At 48.7% G+C, this 13,437-nt stretch carries 11 protein-coding genes; 2 read left to right on the top strand and 9 right to left on the bottom strand.

The genetic code is table 11. The features are described 5' to 3' along the window. Positions 1-8: 8 nt before the first annotated feature. From D9T21_RS01095 to D9T21_RS01085, 3 genes are all read right to left on the bottom strand, one after another. A complete protein-coding gene (locus D9T21_RS01095; RefSeq protein WP_123323353.1) occupies positions 9-1,034 on the bottom strand; it encodes a cupin-like domain-containing protein in 1,026 nt (341 codons plus the stop codon). 20 nt (positions 1,035-1,054) lie between these two features. Then, positions 1,055-1,780, bottom strand: coding sequence for a SapC family protein (locus D9T21_RS01090; RefSeq protein WP_123323352.1), 726 nt, complete (start codon positions 1,778-1,780; stop codon positions 1,055-1,057). Positions 1,781-1,919: 139 nt separating this feature from the next. Continuing rightward, complete coding sequence (locus D9T21_RS01085; RefSeq protein ID WP_241155596.1) at positions 1,920-4,931, bottom strand: TonB-dependent receptor; 3,012 nt, start codon at positions 4,929-4,931, stop codon at positions 1,920-1,922. A gap of 787 nt (positions 4,932-5,718) precedes the next feature. Between D9T21_RS01085 and D9T21_RS01080 the strand changes: the two genes are divergently transcribed. Further along, on the top strand, positions 5,719-6,816 hold the full coding sequence (locus tag D9T21_RS01080) for an ROK family transcriptional regulator (RefSeq protein WP_123323350.1): 1,098 nt from the start codon (positions 5,719-5,721) through the stop codon (positions 6,814-6,816). Between the two features lie 4 nt (positions 6,817-6,820). Here D9T21_RS01080 and D9T21_RS01075 read toward each other — a convergent pair whose 3' ends face one another. Continuing rightward, positions 6,821-8,197 carry a GntP family permease gene (locus tag D9T21_RS01075; RefSeq protein ID WP_123323349.1) on the bottom strand — a complete coding sequence of 459 codons (1,377 nt, stop codon included), beginning with the start codon at positions 8,195-8,197 and terminating at the stop codon, positions 6,821-6,823. Positions 8,198-8,309: 112 nt separating this feature from the next. Between D9T21_RS01075 and D9T21_RS01070 the strand changes: the two genes are divergently transcribed. Next, positions 8,310-8,849 carry a gluconokinase gene (locus tag D9T21_RS01070; RefSeq protein ID WP_123323348.1) on the top strand — a complete coding sequence of 180 codons (540 nt, stop codon included), beginning with the start codon at positions 8,310-8,312 and terminating at the stop codon, positions 8,847-8,849. On the opposite strand, the gene D9T21_RS01065 is transcribed toward D9T21_RS01070, so the two are convergent. The 5 genes from D9T21_RS01065 to D9T21_RS01045 all read right to left on the bottom strand — a co-directional run bounded on the left by D9T21_RS01065 (position 8,846) and on the right by D9T21_RS01045 (position 13,434). Further along, the gene (locus tag D9T21_RS01065; RefSeq protein WP_123323389.1) at positions 8,846-9,841 is read right to left on the bottom strand and encodes a substrate-binding domain-containing protein; all 996 of its coding nucleotides are present in this window, start codon (positions 9,839-9,841) and stop codon (positions 8,846-8,848) included. The genes D9T21_RS01070 and D9T21_RS01065 overlap by 4 nt on opposite strands. Before the next feature lie 189 nt (positions 9,842-10,030). Next, positions 10,031-11,494 (bottom strand): serine hydrolase domain-containing protein, encoded by a 1,464-nt coding sequence (locus D9T21_RS01060; RefSeq protein WP_123323347.1) that lies wholly within the window; start codon positions 11,492-11,494, stop codon positions 10,031-10,033. 56 nt (positions 11,495-11,550) lie between these two features. Next, positions 11,551-12,075, bottom strand: a complete 525-nt coding sequence (locus D9T21_RS01055) for a macro domain-containing protein (RefSeq protein ID WP_123323346.1) — start codon at positions 12,073-12,075, stop codon at positions 11,551-11,553. Between the two features lie 13 nt (positions 12,076-12,088). Further along, positions 12,089-12,652 (bottom strand): pyridoxamine 5'-phosphate oxidase family protein, encoded by a 564-nt coding sequence (locus D9T21_RS01050; RefSeq protein ID WP_123323345.1) that lies wholly within the window; start codon positions 12,650-12,652, stop codon positions 12,089-12,091. A 5-nt stretch (positions 12,653-12,657) separates the two neighbouring features. Further along, complete coding sequence (locus D9T21_RS01045) at positions 12,658-13,434, bottom strand: TatD family hydrolase (RefSeq protein WP_123323344.1); 777 nt, start codon at positions 13,432-13,434, stop codon at positions 12,658-12,660. Between the last annotated feature and the right edge of the window lie 3 nt (positions 13,435-13,437).

The raw sequence follows: 13,437 nt of genomic DNA, 5'->3' as shown, positions 1-13,437 counted from the left end.
AAGCCTATTTATCGATTAAGGTTATTCAGTAACATTGCGCGTAAACGGCGCGCCGATAATTCATCCATCTGTGCCAGCGGACCATGACATTCTACCGGCAAATGCTCGATGACTTTTTCGCCCTCTCCAAACACATAATAGTCAAACAATGCACGCCAGGCGGCTTTTTCCTCGGCCGGTTTATCGCGCAGGGTGAGCATGCCATGCATGAGCAGGTCCATGGGGTTGCCCAGATAAGGTTTGGCTGTCATCCACCAGAAATTAACCATAACGTTAAAGCGGTCAAACGCCCTGACCTCATGCCACCACATACTGGGGTAATACAGTCCGTCACCGGGTTCCAGATCAGCGATCCAGGCATTTTCCAGCGCGGTTTTCAGGCGTGGGAATTTTTCAAAGTCGGGCTCATCAAGATTAGCGGTGGTAACCACCTGCCCGCCAGGCGTTGGCGACAGCGGACCGGGGTATAAATTGTCTACCTGCTCTGGCGAAAACAGCGTAAAGCGGCGTTTACCTAATACACAACAGGCAACATTTTTGGGTTGATCAAAATGCGCCGCCGCCACCGATTCCGTACCGATCCAGATTTTAGGTACCGGCTGGTTATTGATGAATTCCGGATGCGAAAAATTGAGCGTATTGGCTTTACTTAATTCAGGCAGGCCCTGATCAAATCGCAAGGAGTTGATATACAGGTATTCGTGTTCATCGTCACTGAAACCGGCTTTGATTTGTGCCAGCACGTCAGAGAGACGCGTTTTTTCGCTGCTATAGTTAAAGCCCGTGCAGGTGTCGTTGTAACCAAAACGCGATTTAATGTGTGCTGGCGCTCGATAGGCCAGCAACGGCCGACCGGTATCGTTTTCAGTAAGCTGCGCCATGACCTGTTCAACAGACTGTTTGCCAGCTTGTACCAGCGGCCAGTTGTTCACCAGCCCTTTAAGTATCACCGGTTTATTTAACGCAAAAAGATCGTCAAAAGGAATGTTGTCGGGTGAAATGCCCTCTAACACAAGTACCTGATTGGCCGTCATGGTAATGCGTCCTTAAATAATTACAGTACTGCCGACTTAGCGTTCTTTAGCTCGATAAGACGCTGAAAATTGCCCATTGAAGACAGAATAAAAAATAATGAGCTAAGGATACCGTACTGATTGAGCTTAGCGAGTTGATCCCCCTCAAGGGCGCTGAGCTTTTGCTGATTAATGGTGTAATAGTTGTTCAGATTAACCTGTTCAACATTACTTAATTTAATCTGAATTGACACCGGCTCCAATAAATCCAGCTCATTAATTAAGGTAAATAAGGTGTGGTTGTACTGTGCGCCGGTTTCAATGGTTTGCAGCGCCTTTTTGACATACTGCAGGTACTGGGACTCGCCCCCCATTGGCATAAACACGGCTTCGCCTTCGTTACTGTTTACCCGGGCATCGTCCATATCGAGGCAGATTTTAGGATCCGTGGGTTCGCCATTGTCGTTTTTGCTGTAGCCAATGCTAAACGGACCACGAGCCAGTAATGCCGGCACATAACGGGTTGTCCATCCGCTCGCGGATAAAAACAGGTTTTCATTTTTTTCCAGCCCCAGAATAGCATGCAACTGCAAGGACTCAGTCTCTTCGCCGCGATAAATGAGGATGGGGAATTCTTTTTGTAACTCAGTGATTTCAGATGCATAGATCTGGCAACGGTTGACGTTATCACTGGTGCTGTTGGTGTCACTAACACTGATCTTGATATCAGCGTGATCAACGTTGTTTAAAACGGCAATGTTAGACATAGGAAAATTCGCTAAATAGCTAAGAAGAAACGGTTAGTCTGCATCCTACCCTTAGCTGTGATGACAGGCAAATGCTGACTTGAATACAACAGGGAAATGCCTGACCGGCACGGGTGCGCCGGTCAGGTTTTTACATCACTTAGAACGTGTAACGCGCGTTCAGAACGTAGCGTCTGTCCAGTTCCTGGATAAAGAAGGTGTTGTTATAGCTGCGTCCATACTGGCGCTGGCCTTCTTCAGTCAGGTTGATGATATCCATGCTTACTGTCAGATCTTCGCTGAACTCGTAGCTAACGTTAACATCCACTTGCTCGTACTCGTCGATAAACAGCGGGTTACGAACAGAAGATACGCCGCGGTTAACTTCGCTCAGGAACGAGTCACGCCAGTTGTAAGCAACACGTGCTGACAAGCCGTCTTTCTCGTAGATCAGAACGATGTTAGCACTGTCAGACAGGCCTTCCAGAGCGAACTGGTCAACTGCCGGATCGGCGCCTACGTCGTAACCGATATCACCGTCTACGATGGTGAAGTTAGCCTGATAACCAAAGCCTGACTCACCGAAGAAGTGCTGCCATGCTAACTCGTAACCAGAGATACGAGCGCTTTGGTTGTTCACTGGCTGAGTTACCTCAAACAGCATGTTTGGATCGCCCGCTACCGGACCAACACTGTAGTTTGCAAATACGTCATCTGCGAACGCCTGACCTTCCTCGAAGTCATCTGCACCACCCGGGAATGCATCCGGGTTAGACAGCAGTGCTGTCATGGTGAAGTAGTTACGCTCGGTAACTTCGATACCACGCGCTTCAAGTTCTGCAATCGCATCACCAGAAACGGTACCAGCCTGACCTGAAGTTGGGTCAAGTAAGCCAAACAGGTTTTGTGATACCTGCTGAGTACCTACGAAGTTATCTACGTCTTTGCGGTAGTAACCCACAGACACCATGCTCGACTCACCGTAGTAGTATTCCAGTGACAGGTCGAAGTTGTTTGACTCCAGCGGATCCAGCGCTGCGTTACCGCGGCTACCAGAACCCTGACCACCCAGGTAAGTTGGGCGGCTAGGCGCGCCAATGCTGGTCGCAGTGTACATCTGGTTGTAAGCAGGACGAGCCAGGGTCATGCTGTAAGAGAAACGGGCTTTCAAATCATCGGTCAGGTTAACTGACAAATCGATGTTCGGCAGCAGTGCCTCATAAGAGTGCTTCTCTGACAGTGCATCGGTACCGCTACCCAGCTGGATACGGAAATCGTTATCTGATAACCAGATGATTTGCTCAGGTACTGATTGCAGAGAGATAGACTCAACGTCTGTCTTCTCGTAACGCAGACCGACTACCAGGTTAGCTTCGAAGCCACCGATTTCGCCGTCCATTGTTGCCATACCGTAAAGTGACATGATGTCTTCTTTAACAGTATTGTTGTCAGACGCTACAGCTGGCAGGTCGCCTGGAGTGAAACCGTATGCAGGAGCAACAGCTTCTAACAGGTGTACTGCGTTACCAACGAACGATACGCTACCCAGAGGGATAGTAGTCGCGCCAGCTGGAACAGCCATACCATCAGCACCGGCAACACCGCTCATGTCATGATCTTCAAACGCACAGGCAGTACAACCGATTTCCAGCAGACCTTCAGGGATATTACCTACATCAGATACACCCCAGCCACCCAGCTGTGCTTCAGTTTCGTAACGAACCTGGTTCATTTCAGTGCTCATGTAGCCCACACCGAAATCAAGTTTGATATCTGAACCCTGATCCCAGGTACCGTCTAAACGGAACTGAGCAACGTCAGAAGTTTGGTCAGAAGAAATCGCACGGGTAACCTGAGGACCAACGTCCGGCAGATCGAAGATACCGTTGTCGTTACCTTTCTGAGAATCGTCAACCACGATGCTCGCCTGAGGCATGCGCTGACCGAAGTCAACTGTTTGCCAGCCAGCCGTCGCGCCCGCTACGTTGAAACGAATTACGTTTTTACCGTATGGACCAGCACCGCCACTCTTAGCTTCGGCAACTGACGCATCAAAACGCATGTTCAGTGAATCGTTTGCCCACCAGTCAACGTTGAAGCCGAATGATGACAACTCATCCTTCGCACCCATTACCAGGTTCTGGAAGAAGAAGTCTTTACCGCCATCGATGTCTTCAGTAAAGCGGATTGGGGTAGCAACAACAGGGTTACCGTCAAATTCCATATCGGTAAACTGACGTGCGAACCAGATACCGTCAACAACTGAAGTTGACTGAATTTCGTTGCTCGCGTAAGTCGCATCTGCAGTGATAGTCATATCATCGCTTGGTGCGTACTGAACAGTCAGCATACCGTTGATACGTTCACGGTTGTCGTGGTTAACACCTAAACCCAGGTTAGAAGGCATTGCAACCAGTTGGCCCTGTGTAGGAGCATTGGTAACGTTAGCCCCCTGAACCAGACCAAAAGTACCTGGTGAGTTAACATCCCAGTTATATAACTGATAGTTTTCAACACTCATGTGACGGCTACCAGAGTCACGCTCCTGGTAAGAACCGAATACTGACACACCAAAGTTAGCGTCTTCGTTAACCCAGTTAGCCACACCACTCATTTCAGGTGTTACGCCGTCACCACTTTCGTCTTTAACGGCTTTAACACCAACAGAAGCGCGGTTATCACCCTGTGCCAGTGGCTTTAAAGTATTGATATTGATTGTTGCACCGATACCACCTGAAGGTACCGCTGCGCGACCTGTTTTATAAACTTCAATGCCGCTAACACCTTCAGATGCCAGGTTAGAGAAGTCGAATGAACGAGTTGTACCAGAAGCGCCCTGGTCAAGCGGGTTACCTGTAATTGAGGCAACGTTAGCGGCTGGCATCTGACGACCGTTCAGAGTAATCAGGTTGAAGTTACCACCAAAACCACGAACGGTTACTTCAGAACCTTCACCGTTTACACGGTTGATGGATACACCAGTGATACGCTGTAGCGATTCAGCCAGGTTAGTATCCGGGAATTTACCCATGTCTTCAGCAGAGATGGCGTCAACAACACCAGTAGACTGACGCTTTACGTTCATTGATTGTGACAGACTGCCACGAACGCCGCGTACTTCGATCTTTTCAACTGTTTCCGCTTGTTGTGCCTGAACGCCTGTGGCGACCATCACATATAGTGCCCCGGATACAGCAGTTGCTAGCTTGCTTTTATAAAACATAATTTGGTTTCCAATGAGATTAACACTTTTTTATTTATATGCGCCGTTGGCCTTAACCATCTGTCATCTGATACCCAACCGATTAACCGATAATTAAGTGCAGGCTGACCTGCTGTTGCCTTGACGCAGTGCTAAATTCAATACAGTTCTCTCAATCCGTATTGAACCGTTACAACGGGAAATCAGGTTAACCGTTTGTAACGCCCCATATGTATAGTTACATTTTCGTAACAATGCAAGCTTTTTGTAAAGCGACTTAACTAATTGATAAGATTTTAACACTTTTACTCTGTTTGGTGCGATCTTTGCCTTACATTAAGGCAGCAAAAAACTCATGAAACAATCTCATTCTAATCGATTTTATAAACAAACCATATGAATAATCAGCATTAATTTGCTGTATATTAAACGGGTGTTTTACTGTTAAATGCGGATACAGAAGCTGTTAAAGTAAGCCAGAAATATATTTTTTTATTTTATTTCAGCAATTTAACTTTATTTTATATGGTTTAGCCATGGCGATTATTTGTGTAATGCTGGATTTTGTGTCTCACTTATTATCAATTAGTGCAAAGCAACAGCAAAATACCGGAAAAGCCTTTTAAGAATTTAAAAAGCAGGTATATTAACAAAACATTTTGCAACGGTGATTTAACATATCGATAACGGAAGCATTTGTTGCCTAATACAATAATAATCAAACTGAGCGAATCAGTAGAGAAATGTGTTAATAAAAATGAAACAAACAGACCCCCTACAAAACGGCACACCTCTCGCTCTGATGACCGACAGGCAATTTTTTCACTGTCTGAAAGAACATGGTCCGATGACGCGAGCCGCCATAGCCAAGAAAACCGGTATTTCCCGGCCGACGATTTCCGAATCGGCGCAGCGACTGGAAAAAAGCGGCCTGGTGGTGGAAACCAGCCGAAAAACCAAAAATAAACAGGGCCGCGCTGGTGTTATTTACGAAATAAACGCCGCTAAAGGGCTGACCCTGGCTATTGCTATTGATGTAAAACAGATCCAGCTTCGCCTTACCGACCTGTCTTTGAAAGTGATTCGTGATCAGTGCTTTTATATCGACCCTGCCTGGCAGCAGGCAGAACTGGCAGAGGCGATTTTGCGCTTTATCCGCCTGGCCGTGCAGGACCAGTCTTCGCCGTTGCTCGCCATCGGCGTTTCCGTAGCGGTACCGGTTAATTCACAAACCGGTGAAATCCTGGCATTGCCCTACTCCAAGTTCAGTATCATTCATGGCATTAATTTCAAAGCACTGCTTGAGGAGCATTTTGCCTGTCCAGTTACCCTCGACAACGACGTTAACTGGGCAACGCTGGCCGAAAAAAGCCTCGGCATAGCTAAAAACGTCTCTGATTTTGTCTTCATTTACTTTGGTGAAGGGATTGGGGCCGGTATTTATCTGGATAACCATCTGATCAGAGGCTCAACCGGCATCTCCGGCGAAATTGGGCACATCATGGTGAATAATAAAGAGAACCTGCAGGACTTTGTGTCTAACCACCATCTTCAGCAGGCCCTGGAAGAAGGCGTGGATTTAAGCGGCCATCCGGCCATTTCACAAATTGGCAGTACGCTGGCAACCATTGCGGCGGTCATCAACCCTAAAATGTTTGTTCTGGGTGGGCCAATGACAAAATACCCGCAGTTTATTCCGGCTATCATCAAGCAAATCCAGCCACAGCTGTTTAATAAGGTCAGCTTTATACCCAGTAACGCGCCTAACTACGCGCCATTAAATGGCGTTCAGGCAGGCACTTATGAACTGGCTTTAAGTTCCTTTGGCCTGCCCTCACCGCCAGAGGCGGAATAGCCCCCTAAAATACGGCGCTCAGCAGGAGCGCCAGTATAAAGGCTATTGTGCCTAATAGCGTTTCCATCACGGTCCAGGTTTTTAAGGTGGTTTTCTCATCCATTTGCAATAACCGTGATACCAGCCAAAAGCCCGAATCGTTAAAGTGTGACAGTACCGTAGCGCCACCGGCAATAGCAATAACGATACAGCATAAATCCACCGCACTGAGGCCCGGAACCTGTGTTACTACCGGCGCAATCAACGCCGCGGTGGTTGTTAAGGCGACCGTGGCCGAACCCTGTGCTACCCGCAAACATACAGATATCACAAACGCCGCAACGATTACTGGCAGGCCATTATCTACCAGTAGTTGCGCAAACGCATCGCCTATCCCCGCAGCACGCAACACGCCACCGAACATACCGCCCGCCCCGGTGACCAGAATAACGGCGCTTAAAGGTCCAAGCGCGTCGTTGCATAGGCCTTCATATTGCTTGCGGGTGAATTGTTTACGGAATAACCCAAACGCCATGAGCAGAGTTAATAACAGTGCTACCGGCGTTTTGCCAAGCAAACGCAGACCACTTAAGAAAGACGACTCTTGCGGTAACATACCTGCCACCTGCAAAGTATTCACCACCGTATCAAGGCAAATAAGACCAAACGGCAACAAGAGCACCGCGATAACCCGGGTAAAAGAGGGTTGCCACTGACGGCTTTTATTGGATTCGCTATCGGTAAACCATGCGGGCAGGTCTATATTAAATCGTTTACCAGCATACATTGCATAAAGGTAACTGCCTGCAAACCAGGTTGGAATAGCAATCACCGTTCCTACTATGAGTAACAGCCCGATATTCGCCCCCAGTAAATCAGCCGCTGCTACAGGCCCCGGATGGGGTGGCACAAAAGCATGCATCACCGCAAACGCCCCGGCGGCAGGTAGTACGGTTAACAGGGTTGATTGCTGTAAGCGCCTGGCCACACTCAGCAGAATGGGCATCATCACAATAAGCCCGGCATCAAAGAAGATCGGAAAACCAAACAGCAACGACGTAATGCCTAAGGCCAGCGGTGCTCGCTCGAGGCCAAACAGACTAATCATACGCTGGGCCAGCACATCTGCCCCGCCGCTGCTTTCAAGTAACTTACCAATCATGCCGCCAAGACCAACCAGCAGAGCCACCGCAGCCAGCGTATTGCCGAAACCCTGCATCATAACAGGCAGCACATCAGCAGCGCCGATACCGGTAATCAAAGCGGTGATCAGACTCACTATAATTAACGCAATAAGCGCATGCACCCGGGCTACAATAATCAGTCCCATCAGCAACAGAACCATGGTCAGTCCGGTTAACAGTAAAACAATATTGTCAGTTTGATTGCTCGCAATATCCATGAAATCTCGTTGTATTCTCTATTTAACTATTCACACAGCCGCCAAGCCGAGCTAAAATGTTACGCATAACATTTAGCAGAACATTTTTTTAACAAGAACGCAAGCAGACTCTATGACAGCCATCGATAAAAATCCCGCTCCCTGTTGCATTATAGTTATGGGCGTCAGCGGCAGTGGTAAAAGTACGGTTGGTGAACGTCTCGCTGAGGCTGCCAGCGCCGCCTTTATTGACGGTGACGACCTGCATCCGCCGGCAAATATAGCTAAAATGTCGCGGGGTGAAGCACTCAATGATGAAGACCGCGCGCCCTGGCTAAAACAGATTGCCGCGACTGCCGAGCAGCATGTTACAGCAGGAAAAACGGTAGTGATTGTTTGTTCTGCACTGAAAAAGCAGTACCGGGATATATTTCGTAAGCATATCAGCCGCGTAAACTTTGTCTTTCTGGATGGCCAGTTTGAGCTTATTAAACGCCGGATGGAAGCGCGTCAGGCACATTTTATGAAAGCCGAAATGCTGGTAAGTCAGTTTAATACTCTGGAACGGCCCGCTGCTGACGAACAGGATGTATACACCGTGGATATTGAGTTACCTATTGAAGAGTTGGTTGCTGACATTCAGCATCACCTGTCGCTCATTTCACCGGATTAACTCAACGATTCTCCCTCGGTATAAGAAAAGCCCAGATCAAAAAGCTTATCAGAGGGTACTTTGCCGTTGATCACATCAATAAGCAGGCGTGCGCTTTTAATCCCTATGGCCTGACGGGGGGTCACCACACTGGTGAGTTTAGGTTGCATGGTAAGGCCGATATCCAGTCCGTTATAGCCCATCACAGCAAGATCATCCGGTACCCGAATACCTTCATTTTTACAATACTGCATAGCCCCTACGGCCAAATCGTCATTTGTACAAAATATGCCATCCACCCTGTCAAAGGTATCCAGCGCCTGCTGTAGCAGTTTCATGCCCTGCGAAAAACTCGACTGAAACGGTGTGGCCACGGTTTGCGGGGTAAGTCCGGCTTCCCACATAGCCTGCTCGTAACCTTGCTGACGAAGCATGGTTCGCCGGTCCAGGCGGGCTGCCAGATAAACAATGTGCTGTTTATTGCGGGCAATCATCCGGGTTACCGCATTAAAAGCGGCCGCTTTGTGGTCGAGCCCTACTACCATATCAATTGGGGCTTCCGGCAATTCCATGCACTCCACTACCGGAATGCCGGCCTGCTTTAACATCGTACGCGTACGGTCGGTATGTTCGGTTTCGCACAGGATCAGGCCATCCACCTGATAAGACAGCAACATTTCAATCTTGCGTTCTTCTACCTTGGGATCGTAGCCTGAGTGAGCCAGTAGTATGTCGAAAGATTCTGCATTGGTAATGGTCTCAATGCCATCCACCAGAGCAGAAAACACCTGATTAGATAATGATGGGATCACCACACCAATGGTGCGGCTCAGCGCTCTGGACATCAACGCCGGCGCGCGATTATGGATATAGCCGGAATGTTTCACCGCCTGAGCAATTTTTTCGCGCGTGGCAGGCGCCACTTTTTCTGGTGAACGAAAATAACGGGAAACCGTCATTTTAGTAATGCCCAGTTGATCGGCAATATCTTGTAGGGAGGCGCGATTGGTCATAAATGTTAACAGGCGTAATTGATCATCAAACACCTATGTTACACGTAACATTTTGTTGAGGGAATACGAATCTGTGACTTAAGGGATTAAGAGCAGTGCGTTAAAACTGTGCACAACCCGATTCAGCCAGGTGCAAGCCGGTAAGCTAATCACTACACCGGCTTTATTATGGCGACCAGAAGTCCGTAATCAGTCAGCTTCGCTAATTTGCTGTAGTCGTGTTGCGCTATTATTACACCAAAAGCAATTGTCTGCAGGCTTACGTTCAATCGCCTGGGTAAAGGCCTGCTTCGCCTGAACATACTGCCCGCTAACAAAATACGCTTCACCCAGACTGTCCCATAAATTACCGTCGTCGCTGTAAAGTTCGACATTCAGCAGCAACAGGGCTATTGCGTCTTTATACCGTTTGTTATCCATTAACCGCAAACCGGCACGATTCAGAATGCGCTTGTTATCAATCTTGCTGGCAAAAGTTTTCTGTAACACTGCCTTTTTGTGCTCAGGGTTACCGGTTGTGCTTAGTGATAATCCTACAATTTGACTGGTGATGCCGGTCTCAAACGCTGGTAACGGTTCCTTTTCAAAAAGGTACTGCTCGATGTAATAAGGCAAGGCCATAGTACTTTCCACCAATGCATTAGAGGCAAACAGGATTAGTATCTGTTCGTCAGGCAACCAGCGAAAATCAAAGTAGTAAGTACCATTTGAACCATTGTGACCAATAAAAGTAGTTTCCCGTGGGGTTGGCATGAATGCCCAGCCATAACCATAGTGGCTGGTGCCCTCCTCGTTTTCTGCCACATGGGGTTCAAAGAGCTGATCGCGGTATTTTGCAGCCAACACCGATTCACTCTGCAGCGCCTGTGCCCACAGATACATATCATTCATGGTGGACAGCATGCCGCCATTCCCTTTCAGTGGCCAGGCGATAGCCTCGTCCTCAAAGTACTTATCCCGGGTACTGCCCGTCTCTACTTCGCCAAACAAATAGCCTGCTGCCGCAGGGAGTTGTGCCAGTACCGGATTCAGATAACCGGTATGGTGCATACCGGCTGGCTCAAACAAAGCCTTCTGAAGGTACTCTTCGTAAGACATCCCGCTAACCAGCTCAATGATCCGCGCCAGAATACTGTAACCGGCATTTGAATAGGCATAGCCTTCACCCGGCGCAAAATAAAGCGGTAAAGCAAATAACCGGCTAAAGAACTCGTCGGTAGGAACGTGAGTGAAATCCCTCGCTCCAATACCATTGGCAATACCGGCTGAATGGGTAAGAAGCTGATGCAGGGTGATAACTTGTTTATCTTCGGGCAGGCTGTTAAAAAACCGGCTAATTGGCATTGTAGTGCTCAGCTTGCCCTGTTGAACAAGATGCATGACTGCCGCGGCGGTAAATTGCTTGGTTACCGAGCCGGTATCAAACAGGGTATCGGCGGTTATAGGTGTACTCCCCTGCCGCTCTGTTTTTCCGTAACCTTTATTTAAACGGAGCTTACCGTCTTCAGCAATTAATACGGCGCCGCTGAAACCGTTGGCCTCAGCAGACGTTAAATACTTATCAAGCTTATTAAAGTCGGCTGCTTCGGTGGCCAACACCATGGGGCTGGTAACTATCGCCAGGGCAAGCAGGACTATTTTGTGTAAACGCATCACCAACTCCGTTTCAGGTGCTTTTAAATATAGTCGCAGACGCAGCCCAAAAAGTTTTATTGTTGCTGCTGTTGTTTAATCGTCTGCCACTGAGATACAAAACAGTCGTATAGTGTCTGGTCAAAGAGGTAAAAATCAATCTTAAGTGCGGATGCAAATTGTAAACAAGCGTTAATAGCCACACTTGCCGCTTCCTTATGAGGGTAGCCATAAACACCACAGGATATAGCCGGGAAAGCCACCGATTGGCAGCCGTTGTGAACGGCCAGCCGGCAACTTTGCTGATAGGCACTAGCCAGGGTTTGGGCGGGATGTGGATCCTGATGGTAGATAGGCCCTACCGTATGAATAACAAATTTAGCCGCCAGTTTACCCGCTGGAGTTATTCGCGCTTCTCCCGGTGGACAGCGCACGCCATCTTTTACCGCTACCGCCTGGCAGGCTTTTAACAGCTCAGGTCCTGCAGCCCGGTGAATGGCACCATCAACGCCTCCGCCGCCCAGCATGGCCGGGTTAGCCGCATTAACGATAGCATCGGTGGTTGCACTGGTGATATCACCCAACACAAAGCGAATGGCCATTAGCGTTTACCGTTCAGGGAATAAGCTCTTTACTATACCACTGCCCCTGGTGTTTTTCAAAACACTGCCGTTGCTGCGGGTTACCGCGCAGATTAAGGTAGTCCACACTTTCTACCAGTAGGGTTAGCACGCAGAAATGATCGGGCAAGACATCCGTGTTGGCACTGTGATCAATCAGAGACTTTTTCGGGGCTGTGCGCTCGCTGCCGGGTTCGCCCCATAAAAACTGTTGCCGGGCCGCCACTGACAAACGCTCCCAATGTTGCTGGCATAACGCTCTGTCACCGTTCGGCGTATCCACCCTGCAGTTTACCGTCATTCGGTATTGTTCACGGGTTTTGGCGAAATACCAACAAACCGCCGCGTGAGGGTTGCCCTTAAGCTCAGCAACTTTCTTGTTGCGGGTGTCGGTAACCACCCACATCAGGGACTGGTTCTCATCTACCCCGCGACACACCACAGTGCGATTGTGCGGCAGGCCGCTGCTATCAACCGTCGCCAGCTGAAAATAGCGGCTTTCCGGCATATCCCGGGTTTTGTCGAGACTTTTTAACAGTAACGCGCTCCAGTCAGACATGGCGTTTAACTATTCGGCTTAATGCCAGAAAACAGGCGATAAAAATTCGCTGTAGTGGCTTTTGCCAGTTCATCCACACTGATGCCGCGAAGTTCAGCAATAAATTCAGCAACTTCTACCACATAGCCGGGCTGATTGGGTTTACCGCGGTGGGGTACCGGTGCCAGCCAGGGAGAATCGGTTTCAATCAGTAACCGTTCAAGCGGAATAGCCTTGGTTACTGCCTGTAATTCTTCCGCAGACTTAAAGGTAACAATGCCGGAAATGGAGATATAAAAGCCCATTTCCATGGCCGCCTCGGCCATGGGTAAATCTTCGGTAAAGCAATGCAGCACACCAACAGTGTGTTCGGCTTTGTACTGCTTTAACAGCGCGATGGTATCCTCGCGGGCATCGCGGGTATGAATAATCAGCGGCTTGTTGGTTTCATTAGCCACTTTGATATGGTCGATAAACGACTGGATCTGCACCTCACGGGTATCTTCGCTGTAATAGTAATCCAGTCCTGTTTCGCCAATCGCAATCACCTTATCGCTACTGGCAGCTGCCAGTAAGGTGTCGTAATCGCAGGCATCTTCCTGATGCAAGGGATGCACGCCACAGGACACCGAGACATCATCAAAATGACTGACCGTACTGAGCATCTGCGGGTAATCTTTTACCGATACCGATACACAGAGGAAATGCTCTACCCCGCGCTGGCGGGCAAAAGCCAGCGTTTGCGCCAACTCTTCGGTATTTTGTTTCAGGCGGTCGAGATGACAATGAGAATCTACAAACAAAAA

This window comes from Marisediminitalea oceani, from assembly GCF_003731635.1.
In the GTDB taxonomy this organism is placed as follows: domain Bacteria; phylum Pseudomonadota; class Gammaproteobacteria; order Enterobacterales; family Alteromonadaceae; genus Alteromonas; species Alteromonas oceani.
The sequence above is the reverse complement of the archived record's forward strand: the minus strand, read 5'-3'. Positions and strand labels throughout refer to the sequence as shown.